Raw genomic sequence first — 17,527 nt, 5'->3', positions numbered from 1 at the left:
ATGTCCTTGAATGCTAGCGCTGCCCCTCACCCTTGCCCTCTCCCCGTGCAGAACGGGGAGAGGGAGGCGTCAGCGTTGGCGCTTCGCCACAACAGGCAACGCCACTCGGAACGTTCTGCATGAGCCACGCCAAAAAGCCCGACCTTCTCCGCGACAATGAGCTGATCTACGGCCGCTTGCTCACCGTCGACGAGCCGCACCTCATCCAGCGTTACAACAAGGCGCTTGTCGCCTTCGGCCTCAAACCGACCAAGCTGAAGAGCTTCCAGATCGACCGCACCGGCTTCTCGCCCGAAGTGGCCGAGGAATGCGGCGACTACGACTATCTCGATCCCAACGAGGTCAACCGCCGCTTCGTCATTCTGACGCCGTCGCAGATCGATCTGCCGGTGGTGCACACCGCCTTTTCCAACACCTCGCAGCTGATGTTCGAGTTCATGTCCAAGAACCAGCGCGCCATCGATGCGCTGACCATCAAGGATGTCATCTACGGCGAGATCGAGGATTCCGTTCCCCTGGTCAACGACATCGAGGATCTGCTGTCGATCAGCCAGGTCGAGTTCAGGGTGCTTTCGGCCGAGGACGTGCTGGGCAAGGCCGCCGAACTCGGCAAGCTGGTCGACCGGCTGAAGCAGGAGCCCGATGCCTGGCGCGACAACACCATGCTGAGCCGTATGGTGGAGCTGGCGAAGGTCTGCGGCGATATCCGTGAGAATGCGCTGGTGCCCGACCAGGTGATCTTCCGCCACAACGCCTACTGGACCAGCCATTTCGGCGGCGTCTACGTCTTCGTCGATCCTGATATGACCACCGTCATCGGCGACCCGGCCGCCCCCGGCTTTCGCCGTTCGCGGCCCTGGCAGGTCAGCTATCTCTCGATCAACGATGCCGACAAGGTGTTCAAGTTCCTGGCCAGCACCGGCCGCATCGAACTGCCGCGCGCGTCATGGGTCGAAAGCTCGGGCTATCTCGAGCATCGCGCCGAGATGGTGGTGCGCGCTCTCATCCGCGACACAGAGCCGAACCGCAATTTGACCGAGGTCGACAAGGTCTGGCTGCAGACCTGGATCCATGGCCATGCCGATCTGATCACCAAGGACGGCAATTTCCCCTTTCTCAACGCCGCCAAGCGTGAGATCGCCCAGCTCGGCCATCTCAAGATCGAGGATGTGTTTCCGCAACAGCGCTTCCTGGTCGTGCGTGGCAAGCCCGACCATCCCGACGCCTGGCTGACCAACCAGCTGATCTCGGATTTCGTGCCGCAGGACTTTGTCTCGCGTTACGTCTTCAACAAGCCGGGCTTCTACAAGGACTATGACGGCTACAGCGACGCCTGGCGGTCGCATGTTGTGGACGTTCTGAAAACCACATATTTGAAAGACAAAGTGGCGTTTCGCACGCGCCTTTACGGCCTGACTGACTGAGGGGTGAACGAGAGCCATGCTTGATCCGATCGTGAATTTCTTCACCCGCATCTTCCAATGGATAGGCCGCGGCATCGGCCTCGTCATCGGCGCGATCCTGTGGCCGTTCCTCTGGGCTGGGCGCTGGTATACGCAGCGCGGCTGGATCCTGAAGGCTGTGGTCGGCCTCGCGCTTCTGGTGTTGATCGGCCTCTACGCCAATTTCTTCTACGCCACCCAGTGGTGGAACAAGTTCGATCCCAACTACGTCGACAAATACACCTTCGAGAACCGCAACATTTCCGCCGGCGAACAGGTCGCGGCCGGCGCCGGCACCGACACCGCCAAGACCTGCGGCAATTCGGGCATCGCCCAGGTGGCGGCCGACCTGACGGACTTCAACGTCAACCAGAATGCCTGGATCTCGTCGATGATCCTCTACAAACTCGGCCTGTTCGGCATCGACTGGGACAACACGCCGTTCATGGACAACAAGGCCTCGTTCCAGCGTGGCATCAACCAGGCGGTGCGGCGCACCGCCACCGAGCTTGCCGACAATCTCGGCCGTGTCCGCACCACATCGCAGATCGACGGCGACCTGCAGGATGCGCGCGGCAATCTGCAGTTCGACGAGGAGACCTGGTATTTCGGCCTCAACCCGTTCGGCCCCAAGACGCCGACGCCGAGCTATTATCGCGATGCCGTCACCAAGCTGCGCTCCTTCAACGCCCGCCTCGGCAGCTGCCAGGCGACGTTCGATGCCCGCGCCGACAATCTGAAGCAGTATATCGACCGCATCTCTTCCGACATCGGTTCGACATCGGCGATCCTCAAGGAGCGCGCCGAAAACCATAACAATGGCTGGTTCGACTTCCGCGCCGACGACCGCTTCTGGTTCGCCTATGGCCAGCTCTATGCCTATTACGGCCTGATGAAGGGCGCCCAGGCCGACTTCGAGGACGTCATCAAGGAAAAGCATCTCGGCAATCTGTGGGACACGATGGATGCGCAATTCGTCTCGGCCCTGCGCATCCAGCCCTTCATCATCGCCAATGGCCGCGAGGATGGCTGGATCATGCCGACGCACCTGACGACGATGGGTTTCTACGTGCTTCGCGTGCGCTCCAACATGGTCGAGATCAGCAACGTCCTGACTCAGTAGCGTTCACTGCTTTCCCGGCGAGCGATGGCGAATTTGCGCCGTCGCCTCTGTCGCATTCCGTGCATTGGGCGGCTGTTTTGAGACGGCGGAACGTCGCGTCCTCTGGCTTCTATACGGCGCGGCAACGGAGCCAGGAAGAACCGGCGACAGGTCGGCCGGCCGCGGAGACACTTTCTTCATAGGAAACATAGTTGCATGCAAGTTGACGCCGCGGGAGCGACAGGGTTAGAACATGCCCGCGCCCGGGTTCAACATGCCTGCGAGTGAGATCAAACCCGTCCCCTCCACCGTCCAATCCGAAGGAAAGCCGTCATGGCCGAAGTGAAGTCCGACATCGAGATCGCGCGCGGCGCCAAGAAAAAGCAAATCCAGGAGATCGGCGCCAAGATCGGCATCCCGACCGAGCACCTTTTGCCCTACGGCCACGACAAGGCGAAGATTTCGGCCGAATTCATCAAATCGGTGAAGGGCAACAAGGACGGCAAGCTGATCCTCGTCACCGCCATCAACCCGACGCCGGCCGGCGAAGGCAAGACGACCACCACCGTCGGCCTTGGTGACGGTCTGAACCGCATCGGCAAGAAGGCGATCGTCTGCATCCGCGAGGCTTCGCTCGGCCCGAATTTCGGCGTCAAGGGCGGTGCCGCCGGCGGCGGCTACGCGCAGGTCGTGCCGATGGAGGACATGAACCTCCACTTCACCGGCGACTTCCACGCCATCACCACGGCGCACAATCTTTTGTCGGCGCTGATCGACAACCACATCTACTGGGGCAATGAGCTCGGCATCGACACCCGCCGCGTCGCCTGGCGCCGCGTCATGGACATGAACGACCGGGCGCTGCGCGAAATCATCTGCTCGCTCGGCGGCGTCGCCAACGGTTATCCGCGCGAGGCAGGCTTCGACATCACCGTCGCCTCTGAAGTGATGGCGATCTTGTGCCTTTCCACCGACCTCAAGGATCTGGAAAAGCGCCTCGGCGACATCATCGTCGCCTACCGCCGCGACAAGAGCCCGGTCTATGCCCGCGACTTGAAGGCCGACGGCGCCATGGCGGTGCTGCTGAAGGACGCCATGCAGCCAAACCTGGTGCAGACGCTGGAGAACAACCCTGCCTTCGTGCATGGCGGCCCGTTCGCCAACATCGCGCATGGCTGCAACTCGGTGGTCGCCACCACCACGGCGCTGAAGCTCGCCGACTACGTCGTCACCGAAGCCGGCTTCGGCGCCGACCTCGGAGCCGAAAAATTCTTCGACATCAAGTGCCGCAAGGCGGGTTTGAAGCCGGCGGCTGCCGTCATCGTCGCCACCGTGCGCGCCATGAAGATGAATGGCGGCGTCAAGAAGGAAGACCTCGGCAAGGAAAACATCGAGGCAGTCAAGAAGGGCTGCCTCAATCTGGGCCGCCACATCGAGAATGTGAAACAGTTCGGCGTGCCTGCGATCGTGGCGATCAATCATTTCACCACCGATACCGAGGTGGAAATCCAGGCGATGAAGGATTTCGTCGCCTCGCTCGGCGCCGAGGCGATCCTGTGCAAGCATTGGGCCAATGGCTCTGCCGGCATTGAGGAGTTGGCGCGCAAGGTCGTCGAGATCGCCGAATCCGGCGCCTCGCAGTTCGCGCCGCTCTATCCCGACGCAATGCCGCTGTTCGAGAAGATCAACACCATCGTCCAGCGCATCTATCGCGGCGACGAGGCGATCGCCGACAAGTCGGTGCGCGACCAGCTGCATGCCTGGGAGCAGGCCGGCTACGGGCACCTGCCGGTCTGCATGGCCAAGACCCAATATTCCTTCTCGACCGACCCGAACCTGCGTGGCGCGCCGACCGGCCACACCGTGCCGGTGCGCGAGGTCAGGCTTTCGGCGGGCGCCGGCTTCGTCGTCGTCATCTGCGGTGAGGTCATGACCATGCCCGGCCTGCCCAAGGCGCCGTCCTCGGAAAAAATCTTCCTCAACGAGATCGGCCAGATCGAAGGCCTGTTTTGAAAATTTCGAGATCGTTGCGAGATCCAAGAAGGGCGGCCACTGGCCGCCCTTTTGCTTTTCGGGGACAGATTTGCCTATGCAGCGTTGCGCGCCAGCGCGCGCTGGTTTGACGCATAGGGCGTGTCGCGTTCGGGCAAAGCACCGGTCTTCAGGCAATCGATCCATTCGGCGGTCTTGAGCACGGCCGCAAAGCGCGACTGCAGGATGATGGACACCACGCGGTGGATCTCCTCGGCCGAGGCGTAGCCGGCGCTGTTGGCGTAAGGCAGCGAACCGGTGGCGTCGGATAGGAACTCGACCGCAAAGCCGACATGCGCGGCGTGGATGATGGTCGACAGGTCGCAATTATGCGTCATGTAGCCGATCACCGTTATCGTATCGATAGTATTGGCGCGCAGCCACGCCTCGAGGTCGGTGCCGGCAAAGGCGCTAGGCAGTGACTTCTCGACATAGTGGTCGCGGCTTCGCCGGGCGATATCGGGATGCAGTTCGCCGCCATGGCTGCCCTTGGCGAAGACTGGCGAGGTCTCGGGCGCCATCTGCTTGACGACCACCACCTTCACGCCGGCCGCAGCGGCGGCATCCATAGCGCGCGCGACATTGACGACGCTGTCGCGGAACGGCGGACACTGGATGGCGAGGTTGCCGCCATCATAATCATTCTGGACATCGATGACGATGAGTGCGCGGCGCGGCGTGATATTGGCGGACATGGTGTTCTCCTTCGGGCTTGAATGGGACAGGTCGAAAATAGGCGAATCCCCCGACTGCCAAAAGTGGCCCGATTGACATCATTCGAAAGAATTGGGACAATCCGCTTTTCGCTTGCTGGAAACACGCATGGCCGACCCGATCATTGCCGTTCTCGCCTTTGACGGCATCAGCCCGTTCCACCTCTCCGTGCCGTGCGTGGTGTTCGGCACCGACCGCACCAAGCTTGGCCTGCCGCGTTTCGACTTTCGCGTCTGCGCGCTCGACGATGGAGCGATCCACACCGATGCCGGGCTGACCATCGCGGTGCCGTATGGCCTTTCCGCATTCGACGATGCCGACATTGTCATCATTCCGAGCTGGAAGGATCTCGAGGCCCCACTTCCGCCGCCGCTCCTGGCAGCGCTCACCCACGCGCACCGGCGCGGTGCGCTGATCGTTGGCCTCTGTCTCGGCACCTTCGCCATTGCCGCCGCCGGGCTGCTTGCGGGCCGGCGTGCGACGACACATTGGGCCTCCACCGACCGGCTGCAAACATTATACCCGGACATCGAAGTCGACGCCGACGTGCTCTATGTCGACGACGGCGACATCGTCACCTCGGCCGGCGTCGCCGCCGGGCTCGATTGCTGCCTGCACATTGTGCGCGCCCGCTATGGCGCAGAGGTAGCGCTGCGGCTGGCCAGGCACATCGTGCTGTCGCCGCACCGGCAGGGTGGGCAAGCGCAGTTCATCGAGCGCCCGCTGGCGAAAACCCCGGCCACCGACCGCTTCACCCTGGCGCTCGACACGGTGCGGGCAACGCTCGGACAAACGCACAACCTCGACCGCGTCGCGGAGGCCGCGGGCCTGACCCGGCGCACTTTCACCCGCCGTTTCCAGAAATCGATCGGCACCAGCTTTGGCGAATGGTTGGCCGGCCAACGCATCGAACTGGCGCAACAGCTGCTGGAGGCGACGGAAAAATCGATGGACATGGTGGCCTTCGAAGCCGGCTTCGGCAGCGCCACCTCGCTGCGCCAGCATTTCGCCGCACGGCTCAAGACGTCACCGGCCCAATACCGGCGTGAATTCTCGCGGCGAGCCGGTCCGGACGAGCGTATGGCACGCACGGCTTCATACTGACCGCCCACGACGAGTTCAGCCCCGCTTGACCGCCCGCGCCGGATTGCCGACCACCGTGGTGTTGTCAGGCACGTCGCGCGTCACCACCGCGCCGGCGCCGACTATGGCGCCATCGCCGATGCTGATGCCGCCGAGGATGATGGCGCTGCCGCCGATCCAGGCGTCATCGCCGATGGTGACCGGCCTGGCAATCTCCAGTCCCGACTGACGGCCAGCGGCCTCCTTGTGGTGCTCGGCGCAGTAGATCTGCACATTGGGGCCGAGAAGCGTCCGCCTGCCGATACGCACCGGCGCGGTGTCGAGGATGGTGCAGCCGGCATTGAGGAAGGCGCCGTCGCCGAGATGGATGTTGAAACCGTAGGCGCAGTGGAACGGCGCCTCGATGCGGGAGCCTGCGCCCGCGCTGCCGAGCAGCGCCAATAGCGCCGGGCCGATATTGCCGCGTTGCTGGGGCGGTATCGTATTATGCTCGAACACCGCATCGCGCGCGATCACCCGCAGCGCCTCCAGTTCGTCGTCGATGCAGATGTACCATTCGCCTGCAATCATCCTTGTGCGTTCGCTTCCGGCCATCACAGCGACTCCGTCCCTTCGTCATGTTCGACTGGTTACCAAAGTACAATGCTCACTGATGGAAGAAGCACCATCGCCTACTCTCGTCAAACGTAGGACCTATGCTAGCTTGCCCTCGTGGGCCAGTCCCGGGCCTGCTTTCGAGGGGATCGACATGCTCTATTTGCTTGCACTTCTGATCGGCGTCATTGCCGGTCTTCGCGCCATGACCGCGCCGGGCGCGATCGCCTGGGGCGCCTATCTCGGCTGGCTGCCGGTGGCCGGCACCTGGGCAAGTTTCATGGGCCATTGGGCCGCCGTCGGTATCTTCACCATCCTCGCCATCGTCGAACTGGTCACCGACCAGCTGCCCTCGACGCCGAGCCGCAAGGTGCCGCAGCAATTCGGCGCCCGCATCCTGCTTGGCGCCTTCAGCGGCGCGGTGATCGGCGCCACCGCCGGTTCCACCATTGGCGGCCTGATTGCCGGCGCCATCGGCGCCGTCATCGGCACCTATGGCGGCGCCGAAGCGCGCGGCCGGTTGGCCGCCGCCTTCGGCAAGGATTTGCCTGCCGCCCTCATCGAGGACGCGGTGGCGATAATCGGCGGCCTACTGATCGTGGCGGCGGTGGTATGACTGCCCAAGCCTCAGACGCCAAGACATACGACGCCATCATCATCGGCGCCGGACAGGCCGGCCCTCCTCTCGCCGGCCGGCTGACGTCAGCCGGCATGAGCGTGGCGCTGATCGAGCGCAAGCTGGTCGGCGGCACCTGCGTCAACACCGGCTGCATGCCGACCAAGACCATGGTCGCCAGCGCCTATGCCGCGCATCTGGCGCGGCGTGCCGCGGACTACGGCGTGACGTTCTCAGGCCCTGTCGGCGTGAACTACAAGAGGATCAAGGCGCGCAAGGACAAGGTCACAAACGACTCCCGCAGCAATCTGGAGACGTGGATCGCCGGCATGAAGGGCTGCACGCTTTATCGCGGCCATGCCCGCTTCGAATCCGCCAACACCGTGCGTATCGGCGACGACCTTCTGACCGCCGAAAAGATCTTCCTCAACACGGGCGGCCGCGCCTCGGTGCCCGACCTGCCCGGCGTCAACGACGTCGACTACCTCACCAACTCCTCGATGATGGACCTCGACGTTTTGCCGCGCCATCTTATCGTCGTCGGCGGCAGCTACATCTCTCTTGAATTCGCGCAGATGTTTCGCCGCTTCGGCTCTGAAGTCACCGTCATCGAGAAGAGTTCGCGCCTGACCGGCCGCGAGGACGAGGACGTGTCGGCGGCCATCCTGTCGATCCTCGAAAACGAAGCCATAGAAGTCCATGTCGGCGCCGACGACATCCGCTTTGCCAGACAGGGCAAGGACATCGCCGTGACCTTCTCATCCGGCAAGCCGCCGGCGGTCGGCTCGCATGTGCTTCTGGCACTCGGCCGCACCCCCAACACCGACGATCTCGGCCTCGATAAGGCCGGCGTCGCGGTCGATCTGCGCGGCTTCGTCACCGTCGACGACCAGTTGCGCACCAGCGCGCCCGGCATCTGGGCAATGGGCGACTGCAACGGCAAGGGCGCCTTCACCCACACCTCCTACAACGATTATGAGATCGTCGCGGCCAATCTGCTCGACGACGATCCGCGCAAGGTCAGCGACCGCATCGAGGCCTATGCGCTCTACATCGATCCGCCGCTCGGCCGCTGCGGCATGACCGAGGCGGCGGTGAAGAAATCCGGGCGCAAGGCGCTGGTCGGCCAGCGGCCAATGACCCGCGTCGGCCGCGCCATCGAAAAGGGCGAGACGCAAGGTTTCATGAAAATCCTGGTCGATGCCGACACCAGGCAAATCCTCGGCTGCTCCGTGCTCGGCCCCGGCGGCGACGAGGCGGTGCACTGCGTGCTCGACCTGATGTACGCCAAGGCGCCGGTCGATACGCTGGCGCGCGCCGTGCATATCCACCCCAACGTCTCGGAGCTGTTGCCAACCATCGCCCAGGAGCTGAAGCCGCTCGCCTGACATGACTCCGCGTCAAGCTCAGCGCTTTCTGCATTGGTGCGTTGCAGCAATGTGCATTGCGCGCGGCAAGGCTTCTCGTTCAGTCTGAATTGAACCGATTCAGTCTGGATTTTCCATGCCTTTGCCGATCCTTGCGCTTGCCATTGCGTCCTTTTGCATCGGCACCACCGAATTCGTCATCATGGGCCTGTTGCCGGAGGTTGCGGCCGATCTCGGAGTGTCGATCCCCTCGGCCGGCCTGCTGGTCACCGGCTATGCGCTGGGCGTCGTCTTCGGCGCGCCCATCGTCGCCATGGCCACCGCGCATCTGCCGCGCAAGCCGGTGCTGGTCGCGCTGACGGCGATGTTCGTCGTCGGCAATCTGCTCTGCGCCATTGCGCCCAATTACTGGCTTCTGATGGCCGCGCGCGTCTTCACCGCGTTCGGTCATGGCGCCTTTTTCGGCATTGGTTCCGTCGTTGCCGCCAGCCTGGTGCCGCGCAACAAGCGCGCCAGCGCCATGGCGATGATGTTCGCGGGATTGACGCTCTCCAACATTCTCGGCGTTCCTGCCGGCACCGCGCTTGGCGAAGCCTTCGGCTGGCGCTCCACCTTCTTTGCCGTCGTCGGCATCGGCCTGATCTCTGTTGCCGCCATCGCCTGGCTGGTGCCATCCAATGTCGTCGAACCGAGCGGCGGCGGCCTGCGCAGCGAACTGCGCGTGCTGGGCAAGCTGCAGGTCTGGCTCGCCATGCTGATCGCCTCGCTGGCCTCGGCCAGCCTGTTTGCCGTCTTCACCTACATCAAGCCCTACCTTACCGATGTCTCCGGCCTGTCGACCTCCGCGGTCACCTGGGTCCTGCTGCTGTTCGGCGCCGGCATGACCATAGGCAACATCATCGGCGGCCGGCTGGCCGACTGGAAATTGATGCCGACGGTCATCGGCACGCTGCTTTTGATGGCAGTTCTGTTTGTCGGCTTCATGCAGTTCGGCGCTATCGCCAGCGTCGCCATCGGCGTCGTCTTCTTGTGGGGACTGCTGATCTTCGTCGTCGTGCCGCCGCTGCAGATCCGCGTCGTCGAAGCGGCTTCGGAAGGGCCGAACCTCGCCGCCACGCTCAACCAGGGCGCATTCAATATCGGCAATGCCAGCGGCGCCTGGATCGGCGGCGTGGCTCTGTCGGCCGGCGTTTCCTATGCTCATTTGCCGCTGGTCGGCGCGGTGCTGGCCCTGCTGGCGGTCAGCGTAGCCGTTGTCTCGCAGGCGCTCGAAGGATCGGCGCCGATAACGACGGTTCCGGCCGCCGCCGAATAATTCCATTGCGCCCATGGCGGCGCGAACTGGACCAATCGACAGCCCTTCGGCAAAAGTGCATGTGTTCTGCCTCTTATCCTGGAGGCATCCCATGCAGAAATCGATCGAACGCATCGCCGGCGATACCGAAGGCGTTTCCTACGAATTCCCGGTGTTCCGCTTCGCCGGCGCCGACAAGGCAGCACCTTCGGCCTATCTCCAGGCAGCACTCCACGCCGGTGAACTGCCTGGTGTCGTCGCCATCGACGCGCTGATGCCGGCGCTGAACAAGGCCGAAGCCGAAGGCCGCATCAAGGGCAGCATCACGGTCGTGCCCTGGGCCAATCCGATCGGCCGCGCCCAATATCATTTCGGCGAGCACCAGGGCCGCTTTCATCTCGGCACCCGCAACAATTTCAACCGCGGCTTTCCGTTGCTCGCAGCACCGGACGCCAAGCTTTTGCCCGACACCACGCTTGGCACCCCCGACCAGCGATTGAAGACCCGTCTGGTGCAGCTGTCGCTCGGCCACGACATCGTGCTCGACCTGCATTGCGACGACGAGGGCCTTGCCTATCTCTACGTCCACGCCAGCCTGTGGCCGGCGATGGCCGATTGCGCCGCCGCCATGGGTATCGACGCCGTGGTGTTGTGGAGCGAGGACACCGACGGCACCTTCGAGGGCGCCACGATCATGCCCTACCAGAACGTCCCCGCCAACGTGGCGAAGCTCGACCGCCGCGTTGCCACCACGGTAGAATACCGTGGCATGCTGGATGTCGACGGCGCGCTGGCAAGTTCCGATGCCGAAGGCCTCTACCGGCTGCTGGCGGCGCGCGGCGTCATCGCCGATACCGCCCTTCCCGCACCCGGCGCGTTCAAGGGCCTCGTCGCGCCGCTGGAGAACATCGACATGATGCCGGCGCCCCGGGCCGGCGCCATCCTCTACGACGTCAAGCCCGGCGACCGCGTCGCCGAGGGCGCGCGCCTCGCCACCATCGTCCACACACCGGGCGAGGCCGGTGGCCGCACCGAAGTGCTGGCGCCGCAGGACGGCGTCATCCTGACCCGCCGCTCACGCCGCATCATCCGCGCCGGCGAGGATCTCTTGAAGCTGGTCGGCAACAAGAAGAGCGCCGACGCGAGGTCAGGCACGCTGGAGGACTGAGCTAACCCGAAATCGCCAGCCGCGCCTTGGCCTCCAGCCATTCGGCCATTTGCCGGTACGGCACCGGGCCGTGGCTGACACGGGCGACACCAAGCTCGGCCAGGCGCTGGCGCGGCGGCACATGCGCCAGCGCGATGATGTTGACCGGCAGCACGGTGGCCTTGCACAGCGCCTCGATCAGAGCCTCGTCGCCGAGCCCCGGCGCAAAGAAGCCGCTCGCTCCTGCCTTTTCATAAGCGTGCGCCCGCTCGATGGCCTGGTCGAGCAGCACGCTGTCATGCACATCCGGCTTGGCCTTGAGGAAAATGTCGGTACGGGCGTTGATGTAGGCGGGAATGCCGGAAGCCTTCACCGCCGCCGCTGCCGCCTCGATCCGCTTCACCTGTATGGCGATGTCGTGCAGGCCGGCGCCGCCGACGATCTGGTCCTCGAAATTGAAAACGATGGCGCCGGCCTGCAGGGCACGTGTCACCGTCTGGGCGACAGTCTCCGGCTCGACGCCGTAGCCGCCTTCGAGGTCCATGGTCACCGGCAGGTCGACTGCCGCGACGATGCGCCTGATGTTGTCCAGCGCCAGCTCCAGCGGGATTTTCTCGCCATCGGCATAACCAAAAGCAGCCGCGACCGGCCAGCTGCCGGTGGCGATCGCCTTGGCGCCCGCCCTCTCGACGATCTTGGCCGAGCCCGGATCCCAGGCATTGTAGAGAACGATCGGGTTGCCCCTGACGTGGAGCGCATGGAACCTGCGTGCGCGCTCGATCTGCTCGGTCATTGCTGTCTTCCCGTCTTTCCGATGTTGGACGAACAGTCTAGGCAGGACCCCAAGCCTTGGCGATGTGCCATGGGCTGCGGAAGCGGCGGCCACAAACAGGCCTTTCAAACCTGTTGCGCATCCGGCTTTTCGCCGCTATGGATTTCGCCCATGAACATGCGCTCGATCAAGACCATTTGGTGGTGGGCTCGCTGACAGCGGCCTGTTCGAACGCGTGCGCGTGAAAATAGAGGGTGGCCGCAACGGAATGTCCGGGCGGCCATTTGTTTTTTCAAAGCCATTCCCGGGTCCGTTGCCCCAACAAGCCATATGGAGACGGCAATGACGATGAAGGCTCTGGAAAACGGCGCGGAAAGCTTCGTGACCGCAGGTGGTGTCACCATCACCCGCGAACGCCACGACAAGCCTTACGCCGGTGCGATCGATGCCTATGTCGATGGCTTGAACTCGCGCCGTGGTGCGGTGTTTTCCTCGAATTACGAATATCCGGGCCGCTACACACGCTGGGATACGGCCATCATCGATCCGCCGCTGGTGATTTCCGCGCGTGGCCGCGCCATGCGCATCGAGGCGCTGAATGGCCGTGGCGAAGTGCTGCTGCCGGTGATCGGCAAGACGCTGGCCGGCGTTGCCGAGGTGACGATTGCTGAAACCTCGAAAAAGCTGATCCGCCTCGATGTCGCCAAGCCCGGCCGCGTCTTCACAGAGGAAGAGCGCAGCCGCGTCCCCTCTGTGTTTACTGTGCTGCGCGCCATCACCGCTCTGTTCAAGACCGATGAAGACGCCAATCTCGGCCTTTACGGCGCCTTCGGTTACGACCTCGCCTTCCAGTTCGATCCAGTCGACTACAAGCTTGAGCGCAAACAGAGCCAGCGCGATCTCGTGCTGTTCCTGCCTGACGAGATCCTGGTCGTCGACCATTATTCGACCAAGGCCTGGACCGACCGCTACGACTATTCCGGCGACGGTTTTTCAACCGAGGGGCTGCCGCGCGACGAAATTGCCGAACCGTTCAAGACCGCCGACCGCATCCCGCCGCGCGGCGACCATGAGCCGGGCGAATATGCCAATCTGGTGCGCAAGGCGATGGACAGTTTCAAGCGCGGCGACCTGTTCGAGGTCGTGCCCGGGCAGATGTTCTACGAACGCTGCGAGACGCAGCCTTCCGAAATCTCGCGCAAGCTGAAGTCGATCAACCCGTCGCCCTATTCCTTCTTCATCAATCTCGGCGAAAACGAGTATCTGATCGGCGCCTCGCCCGAAATGTTCGTGCGCGTCAATGGCCGCCGCGTCGAGACCTGCCCGATATCCGGCACCATCAAGCGCGGCGACGACGCCATTTCCGATAGCGAGCAGATCCTGAAGCTGCTCAACTCCAAGAAGGATGAATCCGAGCTGACAATGTGCTCGGACGTCGACCGCAACGACAAGTCCAGGGTCTGCGATCCGGGCTCGGTGCGCGTCATCGGCCGCCGCCAGATCGAAATGTATTCGCGCCTGATCCACACCGTCGATCACATCGAAGGGCGCCTGCGCGAAGGCATGGATGCCTTCGACGCCTTCCTGTCGCATGCCTGGGCGGTCACCGTCACCGGCGCGCCGAAACTGTGGGCGATGCGCTTCATCGAGCAGAACGAAAAGAGCCCGCGTGCCTGGTATGGCGGCGCCATCGGCATGGTCAATTTCAACGGCGACATGAACACCGGCCTGACGCTCCGCACCATCCGCATCAAGGACGGCATTGCCGAGGTGCGAGCCGGCGCCACATTGCTCTTCGACAGCATCCCCGAGGAAGAAGAAGCCGAAACCGAACTGAAGGCATCCGCCATGCTCTCCGCCATTCGCGACGCCAAATTGGGCAATGCCGCAGGCGCCGAACGCACCACCGCGCGCGTCGGCGACGGCGTCAACATCCTGCTCGTCGACCACGAGGACTCCTTTGTCCACACACTGGCCAACTATTTCCGCCAGACCGGTGCCAATGTCTCGACCGTGCGTTCGCCGGTGCCGGAAGAAGTCTTCGAACGGCTGAAGCCCGATCTCGTCGTGCTGTCGCCCGGACCGGGCACGCCGAAGGATTTCGACTGCGCCGCGACCATCAAGAACGCCCGCGCCCGCGACCTGCCGATCTTCGGTGTCTGCCTTGGCCTGCAGGCGCTGGCGGAGGCCTATGGCGGCGAACTCAGGCAGTTGCACGTGCCGATGCACGGCAAGCCGTCGCGCATCCGCGTCTCCAAGCCTGGAATCATCTTCTCCGGCCTGCCCAAGGAAGTGACCGTCGGCCGCTACCACTCGATCTTCGCCGATCCGGTGCGGCTGCCCGACGATTTCATCGTCACCGCCGAGACCGAGGATGGCATCATCATGGCCTTCGAACACCGCAAGGAGCCGATCGCCGCCGTCCAGTTCCATCCGGAATCGATCATGACGCTCGGCCACAATGCCGGCATGCGCATCATCGAAAACATCGTTGCGCATCTGCCGCGCAAGGCCAAGGAAAAGGCCGCTTAGAAACGATGGCGGCAACGGACAACACGGCGGCGATCGCAGCGAAGGCAGCGGCCAGGCAAAGGATCGCCAGCCTTGCCTTCTGGTCGATTGTCATCGCCTGCGTGGTGCTCGCGCTCAAGGTTGCCGCATGGTACGTCACCGGCTCCGTTGCGCTCTATTCGGATGCGCTGGAGTCGATCGTCAACGTCATAGCCTCGGCCGCCGCCTATTGGGCGGTCCTGGTCAGCTACAAGCCGGCCGACCAGGACCATCCGTTCGGCCACCACAAGGCCGAGTATTTTTCGGCGGTGCTGGAAGGCGTGCTGATCGTGCTCGCCGCGCTTTTGATCCTCAACGAGGTCTGGCGCTCCTGGCAGACGCCGACCCCGCTCGAACAACCCTGGGAGGGCTTGGCGATCAACGGCGTCGCCACCGTCATCAACGCCTTCTGGGCCTGGACGCTGATCCGCGCCGGGCGCAGCGCAAAATCACCGGCGCTGGTCGCCGACGGCCGGCACATCATGACCGACGTCGTGACCTCGGTCGGCGTCTTCGGCGGCCTCGTCGGCGCTATCCTGACCGGTTGGCAGATCCTTGATCCGGCGCTTGCCGTCATCGTCGCGCTCAACATCCTGTGGCAGGGCTGGCACGTCATCGGCTCGTCGATGAACGGGCTGATGGACCGCGCAGTGGACACGACCGAACACATGCACATTCGCGACATCATCTCGGCCAATTGCAAGGGCGCGCTGGAGGTTCATGACCTCAAGACCCGCATCGCCGGCCGCGCCACCTTCATCGAGTTCCACCTGGTCGTCGACGCCGACATGACGGTTGGCGCCAGCCACGTCATTTGCGACCGCATCGAGGACGCGCTGAAGGCCGAAATCCCCTCGGTGCGCGTCACCATCCATGTCGAACCGGACGACGAGGCGAAGCTGCCGAAAGGCACGACGGCGGTGCCGTTCGCGTGAGGCGAGTTACCACGTTTCCATAGTGAGATCTTTGATCCGCTCGAATTCGCGGATATTGCGGGTTATCAGCGCGAGGTCCCGAGCACGTGCCTGCCCGCCAATCAGCGCATCGTAGGGACCAATCGGGGTTCCCAGTGCCGCAAGCCCAGCACGAATCTCACCGGCATGTCTCGCGTCGTCTCGGTCGAATTCAAGTACCGGGAACTGCAAAGCTTCGATGCGCGCCAGATTTTGGACCTTTCGCTGGCTCTTTTCAGCGCCGTAGTACAGCTCATGCAAAACGACCGCCGAGAGAGCAAAGTCTTGTGGTGCATGCCGTTTAAGCAAAGCCAGCAGACCCTCGTCGCCCGAGATGATCGCTATGACGGCATTGGTGTCGAGCAGGTAGGTCACTTAAAGAGGTCATCCAAAGCAGGTCGATCCTGACCATCCTGACGCTCCAGCGCTCCCTGGACGAAATCGTCGTCAACCGGTGCGATGACCTGGTCGAGCCATGCCCAATCCTGCGCAAGCGGCTCCAAGATGACAGTTCGCCCATGACGACGGATCGAAACCTCGTCTGCCTCGAACCGAAACTCCTTAGGCAAGCGCACAGCTTGTGACCGGCCTGACCAGAACACCTTTGCCTTGTCCATGTGCTATCCTCAAATGAGATATAGCAAAGATATATACCATGGTAGCGTCATAGACAAGATCGAACTCAACGAGTGCAGGCCGACTGCGGCATAGCCTCCAACCGGTAGACCTTGTCATCGGACTTGGTCTTGCCATCCGCCGAGCACAGATCGACAATCGCCAGGCTGCTATTGGGGTTGGCCAGCATCAGGGTGCCGTTGGCGCCGCGCTTGAGGAAGATTTCCTTTTGCGCGATATCGCAGGAAAAGTTGCTCATCTTCGAACTGGCCGCGCAGCGCCATTGATCCGCTTCACCCTGGCAGGAATAGGTCTGCGTGACCTTCGTCCCGTTCTTCCTGGTGGTCACCGAAACGGCGACATCGGAGCCGTCGGGCCAGTTGGCGACATCGCCTGAGGCAAAGGAGGCGAGTTCGACCGGCCCGCGGAAGACCCGGATCGACTGCGTCATCTGGTCGGGATGCGAGGAGAGATGCGCGGCATCGTAATTGCGTCCGAAGCAGAAAGGCTGGTCCGGCTTCAGCCGCTCGCGCAACGGCGCACCCAGCGCCGGATCGATCGGATCGATCTTGGCGAATTCAGCCTGGCAGGTTGCGGCCGGCATCGGCTCGAGGCGGAAATTGTCGTCCGCCGAGCCCAGAGCCTGCCGGTCATATTCGGCTTCGCCCAGTTCGTCTTCCGATCCGGCGTCGAGATAGAGATCGGACGAGACGTCGGTGAGGATCAGGCGGCCTTTGTCATCGAGCTTCAGCGACGCCATGGTGCGGTCGCAGTCCATGCCGCAGCGGATCGGACCTGACTTGCCGTCCTCGGACTCGTGATTGCACCAGCCGCCGGCCCATTGCGGCGCCTTGGCGCCGCGCACCGTGGTGGTGAGAAAACCGTTGTAGGAGGTGTCGGCGTTTGCCATCGGCTCTTCGTTCGGATGGCTCACCGGATCATGGCCATAGAGGAAGAAGATCCGCGCCACCTTCTGCTTTGGATGCGCCTTGAGGTGCGCCGCATCATAGACGCGGCCGAAACACGCATCAGCGCCATTCGGGCTGAGTTCGGGTAATTTAAGCGCATCGCCGGCAAGGGCCGAACTTGCAAGCGCGCCGAGCAGCACGCAGCCAAATCCAGCGCTGGCAACAACCTTCCACTTCCTGAACGCCATGTGACCCCTCCTCGCATCGACAGGACGTAACGTCAATTTATGCTAGTATCATGGCCGCAGCCACGCAATTTGCGGTGAGCGCAAGCCGAGA

General features: G+C 63.2%; 16 protein-coding genes. 10 read left to right on the top strand and 6 right to left on the bottom strand.

The window, feature by feature from the left end; all coding sequences use genetic code 11:
* Positions 1-119 precede the first annotated feature (119 nt).
* The 3 genes from ACYG9R_RS18140 (at position 120) to ACYG9R_RS18130 (ending at position 4,557) form a co-directional block, all read left to right on the top strand.
* A complete protein-coding gene (locus ACYG9R_RS18140) occupies positions 120-1,424 on the top strand; it encodes a DUF6638 family protein (RefSeq protein ID WP_023823386.1) in 1,305 nt (434 codons plus the stop codon).
* Between the two features lie 16 nt (positions 1,425-1,440).
* The gene (locus ACYG9R_RS18135) at positions 1,441-2,565 is read left to right on the top strand and encodes a DUF2333 family protein (RefSeq protein ID WP_023686165.1); all 1,125 of its coding nucleotides are present in this window, start codon (positions 1,441-1,443) and stop codon (positions 2,563-2,565) included.
* 312 nt (positions 2,566-2,877) lie between these two features.
* Positions 2,878-4,557, top strand: a complete 1,680-nt coding sequence (locus ACYG9R_RS18130; RefSeq protein ID WP_023669985.1) for a formate--tetrahydrofolate ligase — start codon at positions 2,878-2,880, stop codon at positions 4,555-4,557.
* 74 nt (positions 4,558-4,631) lie between these two features.
* On the opposite strand, the gene ACYG9R_RS18125 is transcribed toward ACYG9R_RS18130, so the two are convergent.
* The gene (locus ACYG9R_RS18125; RefSeq protein ID WP_023823385.1) at positions 4,632-5,270 is read right to left on the bottom strand and encodes a cysteine hydrolase family protein; all 639 of its coding nucleotides are present in this window, start codon (positions 5,268-5,270) and stop codon (positions 4,632-4,634) included.
* 127 nt (positions 5,271-5,397) lie between these two features.
* Here ACYG9R_RS18125 and ACYG9R_RS18120 point away from each other — a divergent pair, with 127 nt between their 5' ends.
* On the top strand, positions 5,398-6,393 hold the full coding sequence (locus ACYG9R_RS18120; RefSeq protein ID WP_023823384.1) for a helix-turn-helix domain-containing protein: 996 nt from the start codon (positions 5,398-5,400) through the stop codon (positions 6,391-6,393).
* A gap of 15 nt (positions 6,394-6,408) precedes the next feature.
* On the opposite strand, the gene ACYG9R_RS18115 is transcribed toward ACYG9R_RS18120, so the two are convergent.
* Positions 6,409-6,966 (bottom strand): sugar O-acetyltransferase, encoded by a 558-nt coding sequence (locus ACYG9R_RS18115; protein WP_023823383.1) that lies wholly within the window; start codon positions 6,964-6,966, stop codon positions 6,409-6,411.
* Positions 6,967-7,120: 154 nt separating this feature from the next.
* Between ACYG9R_RS18115 and ACYG9R_RS18110 the strand changes: the two genes are divergently transcribed.
* The 4 genes from ACYG9R_RS18110 (at position 7,121) to ACYG9R_RS18095 (ending at position 11,411) form a co-directional block, all read left to right on the top strand.
* Positions 7,121-7,582, top strand: a complete 462-nt coding sequence (locus ACYG9R_RS18110) for a membrane protein (protein WP_023669981.1) — start codon at positions 7,121-7,123, stop codon at positions 7,580-7,582.
* Positions 7,579-8,970, top strand: coding sequence for an FAD-containing oxidoreductase (locus ACYG9R_RS18105; RefSeq protein ID WP_023733378.1), 1,392 nt, complete (start codon positions 7,579-7,581; stop codon positions 8,968-8,970). Before ACYG9R_RS18110 ends, ACYG9R_RS18105 begins: the two co-directional genes overlap by 4 nt.
* Positions 8,971-9,085: 115 nt before the next feature.
* Entirely contained in the window at positions 9,086-10,264 is a 1,179-nt protein-coding gene (locus tag ACYG9R_RS18100) for an MFS transporter (protein ID WP_023737782.1), read from the top strand.
* Positions 10,265-10,355: 91 nt separating this feature from the next.
* Positions 10,356-11,411 carry a succinylglutamate desuccinylase/aspartoacylase family protein gene (locus ACYG9R_RS18095; RefSeq protein ID WP_023804790.1) on the top strand — a complete coding sequence of 352 codons (1,056 nt, stop codon included), beginning with the start codon at positions 10,356-10,358 and terminating at the stop codon, positions 11,409-11,411.
* 1 nt (position 11,412) lies between these two features.
* Here ACYG9R_RS18095 and ACYG9R_RS18090 read toward each other — a convergent pair whose 3' ends face one another.
* The gene (locus tag ACYG9R_RS18090; RefSeq protein WP_023823382.1) at positions 11,413-12,183 is read right to left on the bottom strand and encodes an isocitrate lyase/PEP mutase family protein; all 771 of its coding nucleotides are present in this window, start codon (positions 12,181-12,183) and stop codon (positions 11,413-11,415) included.
* Between the two features lie 321 nt (positions 12,184-12,504).
* Here ACYG9R_RS18090 and ACYG9R_RS18085 point away from each other — a divergent pair, with 321 nt between their 5' ends.
* Together ACYG9R_RS18085 and ACYG9R_RS18080 are read left to right on the top strand one after the other, a co-directional pair.
* The gene (locus tag ACYG9R_RS18085; protein WP_023669977.1) at positions 12,505-14,694 is read left to right on the top strand and encodes an anthranilate synthase; all 2,190 of its coding nucleotides are present in this window, start codon (positions 12,505-12,507) and stop codon (positions 14,692-14,694) included.
* Between the two features lie 5 nt (positions 14,695-14,699).
* Positions 14,700-15,647, top strand: coding sequence for a cation diffusion facilitator family transporter (locus ACYG9R_RS18080; RefSeq protein ID WP_023669976.1), 948 nt, complete (start codon positions 14,700-14,702; stop codon positions 15,645-15,647).
* Between the two features lie 6 nt (positions 15,648-15,653).
* On the opposite strand, the gene ACYG9R_RS18075 is transcribed toward ACYG9R_RS18080, so the two are convergent.
* The 3 genes from ACYG9R_RS18075 to ACYG9R_RS18065 form a co-directional block, all read right to left on the bottom strand.
* Complete coding sequence (locus ACYG9R_RS18075) at positions 15,654-16,040, bottom strand: type II toxin-antitoxin system VapC family toxin (protein WP_023823381.1); 387 nt, start codon at positions 16,038-16,040, stop codon at positions 15,654-15,656.
* The gene (locus ACYG9R_RS18070) at positions 16,037-16,282 is read right to left on the bottom strand and encodes an antitoxin (protein ID WP_023669974.1); all 246 of its coding nucleotides are present in this window, start codon (positions 16,280-16,282) and stop codon (positions 16,037-16,039) included. The genes ACYG9R_RS18075 and ACYG9R_RS18070 overlap by 4 nt, the downstream gene beginning before the upstream one ends.
* Positions 16,283-16,347: 65 nt before the next feature.
* Positions 16,348-17,436, bottom strand: a complete 1,089-nt coding sequence (locus ACYG9R_RS18065) for a hypothetical protein (protein ID WP_023669973.1) — start codon at positions 17,434-17,436, stop codon at positions 16,348-16,350.
* Positions 17,437-17,527 lie beyond the last annotated feature (91 nt).

It is taken from the genome of Mesorhizobium sp. RSR565B (genome assembly GCF_054719465.1).
The sequence above is the reverse complement of the archived record's forward strand: the minus strand, read 5'-3'. Positions and strand labels throughout refer to the sequence as shown.